The sequence below is a fragment of the Pseudomonas sp. R1-43-08 genome (genome assembly GCF_003852255.1).
Classification (GTDB): domain Bacteria; phylum Pseudomonadota; class Gammaproteobacteria; order Pseudomonadales; family Pseudomonadaceae; genus Aquipseudomonas.
The window spans coordinates 478,301-494,409 of sequence record NZ_CP027734.1 but is presented as its reverse complement, the minus strand read 5'-3'; the positions used below and the strand labels follow the sequence as shown (position 1 = coordinate 494,409).

The following is a 16,109-nucleotide window of genomic DNA, read 5'->3' as shown; positions in this document are numbered from 1 at the left end:
GCTAACAAAAGGGATCCCATGCCGAATCGTGCCCCTCTCGACGCCAAGACCGCCCGCTGGCTCCCCTGGGTGGTAGCGATTGCCTTCTTCATGCAGTCGCTGGACGGGACGATCCTCAACACGGCATTGCCGGCCATGGCCCGGGACCTGGCGGAAAACCCGCTGCGCATGCAGGGCGTAGTCATTGCCTACATGCTCACCGTCGCCTTGCTGATTCCGGCATCCGGCTGGATCGCCGATCGCTTCGGTACCAAGAAAATCTTCTTCGGCGCCATTTTGCTATTCAGCATCGGATCATTGCTGTGCGCGCTGTCCAGCAGCTTGAGCATGCTGGTGGGTGCGCGGGTGATCCAGGGTTTGGGCGGGGCGCTGATGCTGCCGGTCGGGCGCCTGGTGGTACTGCGCGCCTATCCCCGTTCCGAGCTGGTGCGGATCATGGGTTTCATCACGATCCCCGGCCTGCTCGGCCCGTTGCTCGGCCCGACCCTGGGCGGCTGGATGGTGCAATACCTGACCTGGCACTGGATCTTCCTGCTCAACCTGCCGGTGGGCATGATCGGCTGCTATGCCGTGTGGAAATTCATTCCCGACCTGCGCGGCAGCGAGCGCACGCGCTTCGATGGCCTGGGTTTTGTGCTGTTCGGCGCGGCGATGGTGCTGATCACCATCGCCATGGAAGGCCTGGGCGAACTGCACTTGCCGCACCTGCGGGTGATGTTGCTGCTGTTCGGTGGCCTGGCGTGCCTGGCGGCATATTGGCTGCGCGCCGGGCATGTCGATAATCCGCTGTTCTCCCCGGTGCTGTTCAAGACCCGCACCTTTGCCGTGGGCATCCTCGGCAACCTGTTCGCACGCCTGGGCAGCGGCGCCCTGCCGTTTCTGGTGCCCTTGCTGCTGCAGGTGGCGCTGGGTTATTCGCCGTCGGAAGCCGGCATGAGCATGCTGCCGCTCGCGGCGGCGGCGATGTTTGCCAAGTCCATCGCCCGACCGCTGATCGAGCGCCTGGGTTATCGCGTGGTGCTCACCGGCAATACCCTGGCCCTGGGCGCGATGCTGGCGAGCATGGGCCTGGTCAGCGAGCAGACGCCCTATCCCGTGCTGCTGGGCATGCTCGCGGTGCTGGGCGCGATCAACTCCCTGCAATTCACCGCGATGAACACCGTGACGCTGATCGACCTCGACGACGCCCAGGCCAGCAGCGGCAACAGTTTGCTGTCGGTGGTGGCGCAACTGTCCCTGAGCCTGGGCGTGGCCTGTGCCGGTGCGCTGCTCGGCGGTTTTACCTTGGAGACCGGCAACGATGGGGTGAACACGGTACTGGGCGCGTTCCAGTTGACGTTCCTCACGGTGGGCATCATGGCCATGCTGGCGGCGGCGATCTTCCTGCAATTGTCGCCAAAAGACGGCAAACGCGTGGTCAGCCGCGAGCACGACCTGGAGCATTGAACGGCGGCTCGTCTAGAACTTGCGGGGAAATTCCCACGAGACTGGTACACTGCGCGACATTTTGTTTTGCAGAGCCAGTCCCGTGACCACCATCGCCACCGCTTTTAATACTTTGCCCCTGTCCGCCGCCATGCTGGCTAACCTCGACTCGCTGGGTTATGTCGAGATGACGCAGATCCAGGCGCAGAGCTTGCCGGTGATCCTCAAGGGGCTGGACCTGATCGCCCAGGCCAAGACCGGCAGCGGCAAGACCGCCGCGTTCGGTATAGGCCTGCTGAACCCGATCAACCCGCGCTACTTCGGTTGCCAGGCCCTGGTGATGTGCCCGACGCGCGAGCTGGCCGACCAGGTTGCCAAGGAAATCCGTCGCCTGGCCCGCGCCGAAGACAACATCAAGGTGCTGACCCTGTGCGGTGGCGTGTCCCTCGGCCCACAGATCGCCTCCCTTGAGCACGGTGCCCACGTGATCGTCGGCACCCCGGGGCGTATCCAGCAGCACTTGCGCAAAGGTTCGCTGGTACTGGACGGTTTGAACACGCTGATCCTCGATGAAGCCGACCGCATGCTCGACATGGGTTTCTACGACGCCATCGAAGACATCATCAGCAAGACCCCGCCGCGCCGCCAGACTCTGCTGTTCTCAGCCACCTACCCGGTGAGCATCAAGCAGCTGGCCTCCAAGTTCATGCGCGCCCCTCAACAGGTGAAAGCCGAAGCCTTCCACTCCGACGACCAGATCGAGCAGCGTTTCTACGAGATCTCGCCGGAAGAGCGCATGGACGCCGTGACCAAGGTGCTGGCGCATTTCCGCCCGGCTTCGTGCGTGGCGTTCTGCTTTACCAAGCAGCAAGTGCAGGAAACCGTGGATCACCTGACCGCCAAGGGCATTTCCGCCGTTGGCCTGCATGGCGACCTGGAGCAGCGTGACCGTGACCAGGTGCTGGCCATGTTTGCCAACCGCAGCACCTCGGTACTGGTCGCCACCGACGTGGCCGCCCGTGGCCTGGACATCGACGCACTGGACATGGTGATCAACGTCGAACTGGCCCGCGACTCGGAAATCCATATTCACCGTGTCGGCCGTACCGGTCGCGCGGGTGAGACCGGCATCGCCATCAGCCTGGTGGCGCCGTCCGAAGCGCACCGTGCCCAAGCCATCGAGCAGTTGCAAAAGTCGCCCTTGAACTGGGACCAGCTGGACAACCTCAAGCCGCAGAGCGGCGGCCCGCTGCTGCCGCAGATGAGCACCCTGTGCATCGCCGCCGGGCGTAAAGACAAGGTTCGCCCAGGCGACATCCTTGGCGCACTGACCGGCGATGCCGGCATTCCGGGGGCCCAGGTCGGCAAGATCGCGATCTTTGACTTCCAGGCCTTCGTCGCCGTGGAACGCGGGGTCGCCAAGCAGGCGCTGCAGCGTTTGAACGACGGCAAGATCAAAGGCCGTTCGTTGCGCGTGCGGATTCTGTAACTCGATCTCCTGCCTAATGAAGATCCAATGTGGGAGGGGGCTTGCTCCCGATTACGGTGTGTCAGTCAGTACATCTGTTACTGATACACCGCCATCGGGAGCAAGCCCCTCCCACATTTGACTGTATTCCAATTCAGAATTTGTATGAGGACATTGCTGTGCGCTCGACCGAAGTTGTGATCATTGGCGCCGGCGCCGCAGGCTTGATGTGCGCGCTGACCGCCGCGGGGCGGGGGCGCAAGGTGATGCTGATCGACCATGCGAACAAGGCCGGCAAAAAGATCCTGATGTCCGGCGGTGGCCGCTGCAATTTCACCAACCTGTACACCGAGCCGGCCAACTTCCTCTCGCACAACGCGCACTTCTGCAAGTCGGCACTGGCGCGCTATACCCAGTGGGATTTCATCGGGCTGGTGGCCAAGCACGGCGTGCCGTACCACGAAAAGAAACTCGGCCAGCTGTTCTGCGACAACAAGTCCAGCGACATCCTCGGCATGCTGCTCGACGAATGCATCCAGACCGGCGTGAGCCTGCACCTGGACACCTCGATTGAAGCCATCGCCAAGGTCGACCACGGCTACCAGTTGCAGACCACCCTGGGCGAACTGCGCTGCGAGTCCTTGGTGATCGCCACGGGCGGCCTGTCGATCCCGACCCTCGGCGCCACCGGTTTCGGTTATCAAGTGGCCAGGCAATTTGGCCATGAGCTGCTGCCGACCCGCGCGGGACTGGTGCCGTTCACCATCACCGATCAGCTCAAGGACTTGTGCGGCGAGCTGTCGGGCACCTCGGTGGACTGCCTGGTCAGCTGCAACGGCCAGAGTTTTCGCGAGAACATCCTGTTCACCCATCGCGGCCTGAGCGGGCCGGCGATCCTGCAGATTTCTTCCTACTGGGAATCCGGCGACACCGTGGAAATCAACCTGCTGCCCGACCACGACGCCCACGCCTGGCTGCAACAGCAACAGGCCGAGCGCCCCAACAGCGAGCTGAAAACCCTGCTGGGCGAGATTTTCACCAAGAAGATGGCCAATCTGCTGGCGGAGACCTGGTTCGCGTCCAAGCCGATGAAGCAGTACACCCACGCCGAAATCGCCGATATCGCTTCGATGCTCGGCAGCTGGCAGTTGGTACCGGCGGGCACGGAGGGCTATCGCACCGCCGAGGTGACATTGGGCGGGGTGGATACGCGGGAAGTGTCATCCAAGACCATGGAGTCGCTGAAAAGCCCAGGGCTGTACTTTATCGGTGAAGTGCTGGATGTAACCGGCCACTTGGGCGGGTTCAACTTCCAGTGGGCCTGGGCGTCAGGCTATGCGGCTGCGCAGTACGTCTGACTCAACACAGTTAAAAATGTGGGAGGGGGCAAGCCCCCTCCCACATTTGGTCTGTGGTGAGCCAGGGAAATATTTTGCGGGTGGATGTGATCACCACCCTTGCCGTGGCGTCCTTGATAGCTCAATTTAGCGGCATCGTCCCGGAAGACTCCCGACTTCATGTCATCGACCTCGTTCAAGCAGTCCCTGCGGCGCCTGTGGGCACTGGATAAATTCAGCTACAGCATTCGGGTATTCATCGCCCTGACCGGCAGCATGGCGCTGTGCTGGTATCAGGATGAAATGACGCTGTTGATCCCGCTGTTCCTGGGGATTATCGCCAGCGCCCTGGCCGAGACCGATGACAGTTGGCAAGGCCGCCTCAACGCCCTGGCGGTGACGCTGGTGTGCTTCAGCATCGCGGCGCTGTCGGTGGAACTGCTGTTCCCTTACCCCTGGCTTTTCGCGGCCTCCCTGGCCCTGGCCACGTTCGGCCTGACCATGCTCGGCGCGCTCGGCGAACGCTATGGCGCGATTGCCTCGGCCACATTGATTCTGTCGGTCTATACCATGATCGGCGTGGACCAGCGCGGCGGTGCCGTCAGTGATTTCTGGCACGAGCCCTTGCTGCTGGTGGCGGGTGCGGCCTGGTACGGCGTGCTGTCGGTGCTGTGGCAGGCGCTGTTTTCCAACCAGCCGGTGCAGCAGAGCCTGGCGCGGTTGTTCCGCGAGCTGGGGCGCTACCTCAAGCTCAAGTCGTCGCTGTTCGAACCGATCCGCCAGCTGGACGTAGAGGCGCGGCGTCTGGAATTGGCCCAGCAGAATGGCCGGGTCGTCGCCGCCTTGAACGCCGCCAAGGAAATCATCCTGCACCGCGTCGGCAATGGTCGCCCAGGCTCGAAGGTCAGCCGTTACCTGAAGCTGTACTTCCTGGCGCAAGACATCCACGAGCGCGCCAGTTCGTCCCATTACCCGTATAACGCCCTGGCCGAAGCCTTCTTCCACAGCGACGTGCTGTTCCGCTGCCAACGCCTGCTGCGCCAGCAAGGCAAGGCGTGCCAGGCCCTGGCCGAGTCGATCCAGCTGCGCCAGCCGTTCATCTATGACGACAGCTTCGCCGAAGCCCTGGGCGATTTGAACGCCTCCCTGGAACACCTGCGCATCCAGAGCAACCCGGCCTGGCGCGGCTTGCTGCGCTCGTTGCGCGCCCTGGCCGCCAACCTGTCCACCCTCGACCGCCTGCTCGGCGACGCGAGCAACCCCGACGCCCTGGCCGACGCCACCGACAGCAACCTGTTGGACCGCGCCCCGCGCAACCTCAAGGAAATGTGGACGCGCCTGCGCACCCAGCTCACGCCGACCTCGCTGCTGTTTCGCCACGCCCTGCGCCTGTCCCTGGCACTCACCGTCGGCTACGCCACGCTGCATGCCATCCACGCATCCCAGGGCTACTGGATCATCCTCACCACGCTATTTGTTTGCCAACCGAACTACGGCGCGACGCGACGCAAGCTGGGCCAGCGGATCATCGGCACCGCCATCGGCCTCACGGTGGCCTGGGCGCTGTTCGACCTGTTCCCCAGCCCGGTGGTGCAATCGATGTTCGCCATCGCTGCCGGCCTGGTGTTCTTTATCAACCGCACCACGCGCTACACCCTGGCCACGGCAGCGATCACCCTGATGGTGCTGTTCTGCTTCAACCAGGTGGGCGATGGCTACGGACTGTTCCTGCCACGCCTGTTCGATACCCTGCTCGGCAGCCTGATCGCGGGCCTGGCGGTGTTCCTGTTCCTGCCGGACTGGCAAGGCCGGCGCCTGAACAAAGTGCTGGCCAATACCCTGACCTGTAACAGCATCTACCTGCGCCAGATCATGCAGCAGTACGCCGCTGGCAAGAGCGACGACCTGGCCTACCGCCTGGCCCGTCGCAACGCGCACAACGCCGATGCGGCGCTGTCCACCACCCTGGCGAACATGCTGATGGAACCGGGGCATTTCCGTAAGGAAGCGGATGTGGGCTTCAGGTTCCTGGTGCTGTCGCACACTCTGCTCAGCTACTTGTCGGGCCTTGGCGCACACCGCGACACCCAACTGCCGGCCGAGGTGCGGGAGCAGTTGATCGACGGTGCCGGGCACGCCCTGGCGTTGAGCATCGACGAGATCGCCAGTGGGCTGGCGAATAAACAGCCGATTGCGATTCAGAGTGATGAGGAGGAAGCACTGGCGGCGCAGCTTGAGCAGATGCCGGATGAGATCGACGAAGGCCAGCGGCTGGTGCAAACGCAGTTGGCGTTGATTTGTCGACAGTTGGGGCCGTTGCGGACGTTGGCGGCGCACCTGATCAAGGATACCCGCGCGGCTTAGGCCGCTATCGGGGGCAAGCCCCTCTCAAAGTGGAATGCAGTCAAATGTGGGAGGGGGCTTGCCCCCGATGAGGCCCTCAAGAACACTACATCCCATGCGCCTTCATCAACCTGGCATAACTGCCATCCGCCTTCATCCTGGCAATCTCCCGATCAAAGCCGGCCACGATCTGCGCATGCTCGGGGTTCTTCAGGCTGACCAGGATATGCAGGCTGTTCTCACTCAGCGGCTTGCCCAGGAACTCCACGGCATTGCGCACCCTCGGTGACTCCCGCGCCAGGTAGTAACGCGCCACGTACTCGTCTTCCAGCGTCAGCCGTACACGGCCCGCCGCCAGCATGCGCACGGCCATGGCAAAGTTATGCACCGGGACTTTCTGTAACAGCGCATCCTGGTCGAATGCCGCCGAATAGGCATAGCCGCGCACCACGGCAATGCTTTCGTCGTGCAACTGTTCCAGGCTCTGATAATCGATAGCGTCGTCGCGACGCTTGATAAAACGCACACGGTTGACCAGATATTGCTCGGAAAACTGCCCCAGCTGCGTGCGGGCATCGTCGTACCACGCGTTGATCAGCACGTCGTAGCGCCCATCGCCTACACCCTTCAGCGCGCGCGCCCAAGGCACCTGCTCAAAATCACTGGCATACCCCGCCCGAGCCAGCGCGGTGCTGACGATATCCGTGGCCAGCCCGCCGTTGACCAAGGTGACATCGGTAAACGGTGGCCAGCCATCCGCCACCAGACGCAGACGCTGCGCCACCACCGGTTGAGCCAGCAGCAACACTGCAATCAAAGCAACGGCACGAGACAATCGCGGCATGCTTAAAATCCTTGGCGGACAGGCGATGGCCTGATAACAGTAGCTCATCAATGAGCGTCTATTGCTTATTACACAAAGAAGTCGGCCGCGCATGCACTGAATGATGGCAAATTGACGCTATTCACAAAATAGCCGGTTTTAGACAGCAGCGCCGGTCGCGCTTACTATCCCTGCCAAGCCTTTGACAAGAGCGCACATCATGACGGTTGATTGGGTCTGCAAACATCACGACGATCTGGGCAAGGAACAGCTTTACGCCATCCTGCGCCTGCGCGGCGAGGTGTTCGTCGTTGAACAGAAATGCGTTTACCAGGACATTGACGGGCAGGACCTGTCAGGCGATACCCACCACTTGATGGCCTGGAACGACAATGAGCTGGTGGCCTACCTGCGGCTGCTGGACCCAGAGACCCAGGGCGGCGATGTGGTGATCGGTCGAGTGATCGTCGCGCCATCGGCACGCGGCACCGGGCTGGGACATTTGATGATGGAAGAGGCCCTCAAGCAGATCGAGGATATCTGGCCCGAGACACCGATTTTTCTGTCAGCCCAGGCGTACTTGCAGGGGTATTACGGACGGTACGGGTTTGTGGTGGCGGGAGAGGAATACCTGGAAGACGATATTCCACATATCGGGATGCGACGAGTCTGAGGGCCTCATCGGGGGCAAGCCCCCTCCCACATTTGAATGTATTCACAAATCAAGTGTGGGAGGGGGCTTGCCCCCGATAGCGTCAGGCCAGGCACTGCAAGCCTTCAGGGATAACCCAATACCCGCTTGATCGACACCAGATTCCCCTCGATCCACCGTCGATCAATCGCCCCCCAATCACGAATCCGATAACGCCCGGCATGGTTACGGGCGCCATCCTCCTGCTCGAACTCGCACACAATATCCAGATCGGCCAACGCCGCAATCGTATCCTGCGCCGTGCGCCGGGGCATGCCAGTCGCTTCGGTCAATGCAGGGACGCTGCTGGCCAGCCCGCTGTCGATCAGGTACGCCACATACAGGCGGCGGTAGAAGCTGCTCTTGGTCTTGCTCACATCCATGGTCAATCGCCTTGTGATTAGGGCTTGCCCTGCAGATCGCGCCAGGTGAGGTACACCCGCAGGTCGAATTCCACCTGGTGGTAGCCGGGCATCATGTGTTCACAGAGTTTGTAGAACGCCTTGTTGTGGTCCGATTCCCTAAAGTGCGCCAGCTCGTGCACCACGATCATGCGCAGGAACTCGGGAGCCGCTTCCTTGAACAGCGAGGCGATGCGGATCTCTTTCTTGGACTTGAGATTGCCACCCTGCACCCGGGAAATCGTGGTGTGCAATCCCAGGGCGCGGTGGGTCAGGTCCAGGCGGTTATCAAACAGCACCTTGTCGATCGACGGCGCATTGCGCAGGTGTTCCTGCTTCAAGGCCAGGGCGTAGCTGTACAGGGCCTTGTCGCTCTGCACGGCGTGCCGCTCGGGATAACGCTGCTCCAGATAGGCGCCCAACTGGTCCTTGGCGATCAGCTGGCGAACTTGCTCCTGAAGGGCAGCGGGATAGGCCTGGAGGTATTTCAACGCGGTCATGGGGTCTGCAACGTGGTTCGGACAGGCGCCAGTGTAGCGAATTCAAAGCGCGTGAGGGTGCGACCAACCGACAACGTCCTCGGCCATCAGCGGCGCCGCCGCCCAGGTGCCCTGGATGAACGAGCAGCCATGGGCCTTGAGCCACTGCGACTGCTCAAGGGTTTCCACGCCCTCGGCGATCACCAGCACATCAAAATGCCCGCACAGCTCGATGATGCTGCGCGCCATCGCTGCATCCCGTGCCGAGCCTGGCAGGCGGGCCACCAATTGCGGGTCCAGCTTGAGGGTGTCGAACGCCAGGTCGCGCAGATGCGCCAGGGAGCACCGCCCTGAGCCAAAGTCATCCAGGGCGATACGCACCCCAAGCCCACGCAACAGCTTGAGCTGCTTGGTCGATTCCTCAAGGTTACTCATCAGGCAGTCTTCACTGATTTCCACTTCCAACTGCCGCCCCTGTAACCCGTGCCTTTCGAGGACCTGGCGCAGTTGGCTGGCCAGGTTGGGCATATTGAACTGGCTGCTGCTCAGGCTCACGCTCAGCACCAGCTCTTCATCGAACGCCGCTTGCCAGGCCTGGCGTTGGGCGGCGACTTGCTGGTAAATCCAAGTGCTCAACTGGCTGATCAAGCGCGCCTCTTCCAGCAACGGCAAAAACAGACCCGGCGACACATCGCCGACGCTCGGGTGCTGCCAGCGCAGCAACGCCTCGACACCGCGCAAGCGCCCGTCCTCCAGCGACACCTGCGGCTGGTACACCAAGGTGAATTCCTTGTTTTGAATCGCGGTGCGCACACTGTCTTCCAGCATCAGGCGTGAACGGGCTCGGCCGTTCATTTCCTGGTCGTAATAGCGATACTGCTGACGGCCGGCGCGCTTGGCTTCGTACATGGCGATGTCCGCCGCGCGCAACAGGCCGCTCAGGTCCGAGCCACAGTCGGGAAACGTCGCAATACCGATGCTGACCCCAAGCATCACCTCCAGACCGTCGACCTGCTGGCACACCGACACCCGTTCGATCAGTTTTTCCGCAATCTTCGCCGCCTGCTCCGGGAACTCCAGCTCCAGCAAGGCAGTGAATTCATCCCCGCCCATGCGTCCCAGAATGTCGTAGGAGCGCAGGCACGCCTGCATCTGCTCGGAAACCCAGCGCAGCACGCGATCACCGGCGTCGTGGCCCAAGGTGTCGTTGACTCGTTTGAAGCCATCCAGATCCAGGTACAGCAACACTAGCGACTGCTCATTGCGCTCGCTGCGCGACAACATGTTGCCCACTGTCTGGTAGAAGCCGCGACGATTCAGCAGCCCGGTCAGCGGGTCGGTCACCGCCTGGAACTCCAGTTGCTGGTGCAAGTGACGCACCTCGGACATGTCCAGCACCGTCACCACCATCGCCTTCTGCTCTGCGGGCAAGGGCGCGCAGGACAACGCCACCGGCACCTGTTGACCACGGCTGGTGCGCAAGATGGCATCGTGCAAGCGCCACGTTTCGCCTTTGCGATAGGCCTCGTACATCGGGAACCCCAACCAGGCGGGCACATGGGGTTTTTGCAGGAAGCTCAAGAAACTCTCGCCTTGCAACTCCGCCATCGTGGCGTTGAGCAGCCTGGAGATCGCAGGGTTGGCATACTCAATCACGCTGCCCTCGCCCACCACCAGAATGCCTTCGGCGGCGTTGTCCAACACCGAGGCATTGAAGGCGCGAGCGGCCTCCAGGTCATGGCTCAACCGCTGCAGGGCGCGGCGATTATGCTGATGCTCCAACAGCGCCTGCACCTTGGGCTTGAGGATATGCGGGTCGAAGGGCTTGAACAGATAGTCGATCGCACCGCTGGCATAGCCTTTGAGCACCGCGTCGGGCGACTGTGCATCGGCGGTGAGAAAGATGATCGGCGTCATGCTCGTACGCTGGCTGCCCCGCATCAGGCGTGCCACCTCGAAGCCATCCATACCGGGCATGCGCACATCCAGCAATACCAGATCGACGTCGTAGACCAGTAGCAATTCCAGGGCCTCCATACCGGAAGCGGCGGTAATGATTCGCCAGTCTTCGCGCTGCAACACTGCACGCATGCTGACGAGATTTTCCGGGTAGTCATCGACCACCAAGAGAACTGAACTGCCGTCGCCGAGGTTTGGAGCGCAATCCATGCTACGTCTCTTCCTTAAGGAACTGCACCGGTCACTTCGGGTACTTTAAACCGGACAAATAATGAGGCCTCACTCTAGCCCCGGTTATAAAAAAGCAGAAGTAACGTCGATGCCATCATTGCGCCAAAGCCGAGGCAGCCGACTAACGGTAAGGCTCTGTAGCCCGCGTACCATGGGCAACATGGCTTTTTGGCATTCTGCTGACGCCAATAAATTGCCAGTCAGTGTTAACAACTTGGTTAACACCACCTATAAAGAACCTGTGCAGCCCTCGGGCTAAAGCTTTCACCCCTCGTAAAAGGCCAACACCATGATCGACCTTTCCACCTGGAACCTGAGCATTCCGGTCGGCTCCCCGCCCACGACCATCGAAACCCCGAAGCTGCTCAACGGCTTCAATGACCAGTACTTCCAGGCCGAAGGCAGCGATGTGCAGTTCTGGACCCCTGTCACCGGCACCCGCACGGAAAACGCCATCTACCCGCGCAGCGAACTGCGCGAAACCTACGCCGACGGGCGCCTGCGCAACTGGACCTACCCCGAGGCCGATAACTTCCTGCGCGCCACGCTCACCGTCAACCAGGTACCGTCCACCGGCAAGGTGGTGATCGGCCAGATCCACGCCTACGACAGTCAGAAACCGCTGATCAAGCTGGAGTACCAGTTCAAGGAAAAAACCCAGACCGGCAACATCGTCGCCAAAGTGCGCATGCGCCCGGACGAATCTGAAAGCCGGGTAATCATCGTTGCCTCCAATGTGCCACTGGAAAAGACCTTCACCTATGTGATCAACCTCAACAAAGCCGGGCTGCTCAGCGTGTACGCGGCCGACAGTGAGTGGAATGAACGCATCGGCGCAGCCTGGGCCGACAAGCCGCTGTACTTCAAGGCGGGGGTGTATGTGCAGGACAACAGTGGGGATAGCAAGGAAGGGGCAAAGGTGACGTTTGCGAAGTTGGATATTGATCATGAATAGGTGGACTGGCCTCAATGCGCGTAGGCCATGTCCGATGAGCGCGAGGGTCATTCCCCAGTAAGTGCAGACACTTGAATCCCCTGTGGGAGGGGGCTTGCTCCCGATGGCGGTGTATCAGCTTGCACATGCAGTGACTGACGCACCGCCATCGGGAGCAAGCCCCCTCCCACATTTGCCCTGCTTGGCCTGAGAGGCCGGTGTTCGTCCTACAGCACCGTTGCGGCCAGACAGATCGCCGCTTATAGTTCGCCTCGTCGCTGGCATTGATCGGTGGCAGGGTTTCGCAGCCCTACAGAGTTAATTCCGCACCCGTCAAAAACAGCCCAGGCTCCCGGCCGACGGTGTCTTTGTTATGGCGGCTGTGCGTGGGAGACCTTCGGGTCTGCCGGGTCTTAACTCCTCGGTCTGCGAACCCGCGTACAGCTGCCACCCAATTTGTTTCGCAGCAAACGGTGGCTATTCTTCTTTCGAGTTAAGGATTTGCCATGAACAACCAACTTCCGCCCCGCCGTTTTTATCCCTGCACTGAGTCCGCGACCGATTCGCCCGTGCTCTTGATCGACAGCGACGCCCCACTGCTCGACCTCCACGCCTGCCTGCGCGAACGCCTCAACGTCGCATTGGAACACCTCAACCTGATGGCCTGCTCCAGCCTGCCGGACTTCGCCGAGCGCGACCTGAACAACGTGGCCAACACCGCTCGCATTCTGGTGCAAGACGTGAGCGACGTGTTCCGGGTCATCGAACACCGTGGTTTCGATACACTGCCTGCAAACTGATCAAATCCCACCCACAAAAAAGCCCGCATCACTGCGGGCTTTTTTTGAAACGCGAGGCTTAGTTCACCTTGGCGTTTAGCTCACCTTTCAGGTAACGCTGGTACATCGCTTCCAACGAGATCGGCTTGATCTTCGAAGCATTACCGGCAGTACCAAAGGCTTCGTAACGTGCGATACATACATCACGCATTGCAGTCACGGTGGCGCCGAAGAATTTACGCGGGTCGAACTCGCTCGGGTTGGTGGCCATCAGGCGACGCATCGCGCCCGTGGAAGCCAGACGCAGGTCGGTGTCGATGTTGACCTTGCGCACGCCGTACTTGATGCCTTCGACGATTTCTTCAACCGGTACGCCGTAGGTTTCTTTGATGTCGCCGCCGTACTGGTTGATGATCGCCAGCCACTCTTGCGGTACCGAGGAAGAACCGTGCATCACCAGGTGGGTGTTGGGGATGCGTTTGTGGATTTCCTTGATGCGGTCGATGGCCAGCACGTCGCCGGTCGGTGGCTTGGTGAACTTGTAGGCGCCGTGGCTGGTGCCGATGGCGATGGCCAGGGCATCTACCTGGGTCTTCTTGACGAAGTCGGCGGCTTCTTCCGGGTCGGTCAGCATCTGGCTGTGATCCAGCACGCCTTCGGCGCCGATGCCGTCTTCTTCGCCGGCCATGCCGGTTTCCAGGGAACCCAGGCAGCCCAACTCGCCTTCAACCGATACGCCGCAGGCGTGAGCCATGGCCACGGTTTGTTGGGTAACGCGTACGTTGTACTCGTAATCGGTCGGGGTCTTGCCGTCTTCGCCAAGGGAGCCGTCCATCATCACCGAGCTGAAGCCAAGCTGGATCGAGCGCTGGCACACGTCAGGGCTGGTGCCGTGGTCCTGGTGCATGCACACAGGGATGTGCGGGAATTCTTCGATGGCCGCGAGGATCAGGTGGCGCAGGAACGGCGCACCGGCGTATTTGCGGGCACCGGCCGAAGCCTGGACGATCACGGGGGAGTCGGTCTTGTCAGCGGCTTCCATGATGGCGCGCATCTGCTCAAGGTTGTTGACGTTAAAGGCTGGGACGCCGTAGCCGAACTCGGCTGCGTGGTCCAGCATTTGACGCATGCTGATAAGTGCCATTGTGTTGTCTCTCCCGGTCGAGGGTCGTTAATCGTGCAAGCCTGCCGTAGCGGCGGCTGCTATTCAAGTTATTGCAGATCAAGGGGTTGAGCCTTGTGCTGCTGAATCGTTATTGCTGATGTAGCCGACTCAAATTCCAAGTTGAAACCGAATCAATGTGGGAGGGGGCTTGCCCCCGATAGCGGCCATCCTGACACCCATGTGCCGACTGACACACTGCAATCGGGGGCAAGCCCCCTCCCACATTTGGATCTCATCTCATGACAGATCTCAGTTGGCCTTACAGCCGCGCCCAATCAAATCATCCGTGGCCGTCCAGTAAATCAGGCCTTCCTCACCCTTGGTGTGAAACGCCAGCTGATCATTGCTGTACAGCACGCCCGAAGCCGCAACGTCCTGCTTGAGGCGATAAACCTGGTCGGAACCGCCGAGGCGTACATCCACCTCAGTGCGGGCCGGGTTGGCGAAGCGCCAATTGACCTCGGCCTTGCTGTCGCAGGTCCACGTCGTCCATTTACCTTCCGGCCCAGCCTTGTCGAACATGTTCATGCTGCTGCAACCGGCCAACAAGGCCAGGGTTGCCAGGGCGATAGCGCCTTTCATTGCCAATCCTCGCAGGGCGACACAAGGCCGCCATTGCTGTGGGTTAGTGGATCAGACCCGTCAAGGGCAACCCTGTTCCTGACCGTTGGGCGCGGAGTCGTATTTCTCCAGCCGGTCATTGCCCATGCGCTTGTTGATCACCGGCATGGTCTCGGCTTGCCAGTCGGCCTGGTAGCAGCTTTTCTTCTGCACCGGCCCCGGCTTTTCAGCTTCCGGCGCCGCGCTTGGCGTGCTGCTGCAGCCGGCCAACAGGCCCACTGCTATCACCAGTGCCAACGACTTGATCATGGGACGCTCCTTTTTCCTGATCACGCGCGCCTTAACCTTTGGCTCGGGTTTCCAGCACTTCAACGGCCGGCAGTACTTTGCCCTCGACGAACTCGAGGAACGCACCGCCGCCGGTAGAAATGTAGGAGATCTGATCAGCAACGCCATATTTATCGATGGCCGCCAGGGTGTCGCCACCCCCCGCGATGGAGAATGCCGAGCTTTCAGCGATGGCTTTGGCCAACACCTTGGTGCCGTTGCCGAATTGGTCGAATTCGAATACGCCGACCGGGCCGTTCCACAGAATGGTCTGGGAGGCTTTCAACAGCTCAGCGAAGTTGGCTGCGGTTTGCGGCCCGATATCCAGGATCATGTCGTCGTCGGCTACGTCAGCGATGAGCTTGACGGTGGCTTCGGCGCTTTCGGCGAATTCCTTGGCGACCACCACGTCCACCGGCAGCGGCACGCTGACTTTGGCGGCGATGGCGCGGGCGGTGTCGAGCAGGTCCGGCTCGTACAGCGACTTGCCCACCGGGTGGCCGGCTGCGGCCAGGAAGGTGTTGGCAATGCCGCCGCCGACGATCAGCTGATTGCAGATCTGGCTGAGGCTGTTGAGTACGTCCAGCTTGGTGGAGACTTTGGAACCGGCCACGATGGCGGCCATCGGTTGCGCCGGAGCGCCCAGGGCCTTGCCCAGCGCATCCAGCTCAGCGGCCAGCAGAGGGCCGGCAGCGGCGACCTTGGCGAACTTGGCCACGCCGTGGGTCGAGCCTTCGGCGCGGTGGGCGGTGCCAAAGGCGTCCATCACGAACACATCGCATAGCGCCGCGTATTGCTGGGCCAGCTCGTCGCTGTTCTTTTTCTCGCCCTTGTTGAAGCGCACGTTTTCGAACAGCACGATGTCGCCAGGCTTGACGTCAACGCCGCCCAGGTAGTCAGCCACCAACGGTACGTCGCGGCCCAGGGCCTTGCTCAGGTATTCGGCCACAGGTTTGAGGCTGTTTTCAGCGGAGAACTCACCTTCGGTCGGGCGACCCAGATGGGAGCAGACCATCACGGCCGCGCCTTTTTCCAGGGCCAGCTTGATGGTCGGCAGCGAGGCCAGGATTCGCGCATCGCTGGTGACAACACCGTCCTTGACTGGGACGTTGAGGTCTTCGCGAATCAGTACGCGCTTACCTTGCAGATCGAGGTCGGTCATCTTCAACACGGTCATGGGTCGCAG

At 61.3% G+C, this 16,109-nt stretch carries 15 protein-coding genes; 7 read left to right on the top strand and 8 right to left on the bottom strand.

Annotation, left to right across the window (positions count from 1 at the left end):
* Positions 1-18: 18 nt before the first annotated feature.
* From mdtD to yccS, 4 genes are all read left to right on the top strand, one after another.
* Positions 19-1,446, top strand: a complete 1,428-nt coding sequence (gene mdtD, locus C4J87_RS02080; protein ID WP_124365531.1) for a multidrug transporter subunit MdtD — start codon at positions 19-21, stop codon at positions 1,444-1,446.
* A 130-nt stretch (positions 1,447-1,576) separates the two neighbouring features.
* Positions 1,577-2,914, top strand: a complete 1,338-nt coding sequence (dbpA, locus tag C4J87_RS02075) for an ATP-dependent RNA helicase DbpA (protein WP_256657486.1) — start codon at positions 1,577-1,579, stop codon at positions 2,912-2,914.
* Positions 2,915-3,072: 158 nt separating this feature from the next.
* On the top strand, positions 3,073-4,251 hold the full coding sequence (locus tag C4J87_RS02070) for an NAD(P)/FAD-dependent oxidoreductase (RefSeq protein WP_124365530.1): 1,179 nt from the start codon (positions 3,073-3,075) through the stop codon (positions 4,249-4,251).
* Between the two features lie 159 nt (positions 4,252-4,410).
* Positions 4,411-6,594 carry a YccS family putative transporter gene (gene yccS / locus C4J87_RS02065; RefSeq protein ID WP_124365529.1) on the top strand — a complete coding sequence of 728 codons (2,184 nt, stop codon included), beginning with the start codon at positions 4,411-4,413 and terminating at the stop codon, positions 6,592-6,594.
* 85 nt (positions 6,595-6,679) lie between these two features.
* On the opposite strand, the gene C4J87_RS02060 is transcribed toward yccS, so the two are convergent.
* Positions 6,680-7,417, bottom strand: coding sequence for an ABC transporter substrate-binding protein (locus C4J87_RS02060; RefSeq protein ID WP_124365528.1), 738 nt, complete (start codon positions 7,415-7,417; stop codon positions 6,680-6,682).
* 199 nt (positions 7,418-7,616) lie between these two features.
* Between C4J87_RS02060 and C4J87_RS02055 the strand changes: the two genes are divergently transcribed.
* On the top strand, positions 7,617-8,069 hold the full coding sequence (locus C4J87_RS02055) for a GNAT family N-acetyltransferase (protein ID WP_124365527.1): 453 nt from the start codon (positions 7,617-7,619) through the stop codon (positions 8,067-8,069).
* A gap of 104 nt (positions 8,070-8,173) precedes the next feature.
* On the opposite strand, the gene C4J87_RS02050 is transcribed toward C4J87_RS02055, so the two are convergent.
* The 3 genes from C4J87_RS02050 to C4J87_RS02040 are packed head-to-tail and all read right to left on the bottom strand — an operon-like array spanning position 8,174 to position 11,136.
* Entirely contained in the window at positions 8,174-8,470 is a 297-nt protein-coding gene (locus tag C4J87_RS02050) for a helix-turn-helix domain-containing protein (RefSeq protein ID WP_124365526.1), read from the bottom strand.
* Between the two features lie 17 nt (positions 8,471-8,487).
* On the bottom strand, positions 8,488-8,988 hold the full coding sequence (locus tag C4J87_RS02045) for a M48 family metallopeptidase (RefSeq protein ID WP_124365525.1): 501 nt from the start codon (positions 8,986-8,988) through the stop codon (positions 8,488-8,490).
* Positions 8,989-9,030: 42 nt separating this feature from the next.
* A complete protein-coding gene (locus tag C4J87_RS02040) occupies positions 9,031-11,136 on the bottom strand; it encodes a bifunctional diguanylate cyclase/phosphodiesterase (protein ID WP_124365524.1) in 2,106 nt (701 codons plus the stop codon).
* Between the two features lie 310 nt (positions 11,137-11,446).
* On the opposite strand from C4J87_RS02040, the gene C4J87_RS02035 reads away from it, so the two are divergent.
* Positions 11,447-12,112 (top strand): polysaccharide lyase family 7 protein, encoded by a 666-nt coding sequence (locus C4J87_RS02035; RefSeq protein WP_124360908.1) that lies wholly within the window; start codon positions 11,447-11,449, stop codon positions 12,110-12,112.
* A 485-nt stretch (positions 12,113-12,597) separates the two neighbouring features.
* Positions 12,598-12,891: a fructose-bisphosphate aldolase gene (locus C4J87_RS02025; RefSeq protein ID WP_124365522.1), complete on the top strand. Its 294-nt coding sequence runs from the start codon at positions 12,598-12,600 to the stop codon at positions 12,889-12,891.
* A 58-nt stretch (positions 12,892-12,949) separates the two neighbouring features.
* Here C4J87_RS02025 and fba read toward each other — a convergent pair whose 3' ends face one another.
* The 4 genes from fba to C4J87_RS02005 all read right to left on the bottom strand — a co-directional run bounded on the left by fba (position 12,950) and on the right by C4J87_RS02005 (position 16,100).
* Positions 12,950-14,014, bottom strand: coding sequence for a class II fructose-bisphosphate aldolase (fba, locus tag C4J87_RS02020; RefSeq protein WP_003177554.1), 1,065 nt, complete (start codon positions 14,012-14,014; stop codon positions 12,950-12,952).
* A gap of 270 nt (positions 14,015-14,284) precedes the next feature.
* Positions 14,285-14,617, bottom strand: a complete 333-nt coding sequence (locus C4J87_RS02015; protein ID WP_124365521.1) for an MliC family protein — start codon at positions 14,615-14,617, stop codon at positions 14,285-14,287.
* Between the two features lie 60 nt (positions 14,618-14,677).
* Positions 14,678-14,905, bottom strand: coding sequence for a hypothetical protein (locus C4J87_RS02010; protein ID WP_124365520.1), 228 nt, complete (start codon positions 14,903-14,905; stop codon positions 14,678-14,680).
* 31 nt (positions 14,906-14,936) lie between these two features.
* Complete coding sequence (locus C4J87_RS02005) at positions 14,937-16,100, bottom strand: phosphoglycerate kinase (RefSeq protein ID WP_057014011.1); 1,164 nt, start codon at positions 16,098-16,100, stop codon at positions 14,937-14,939.
* Between the last annotated feature and the right edge of the window lie 9 nt (positions 16,101-16,109).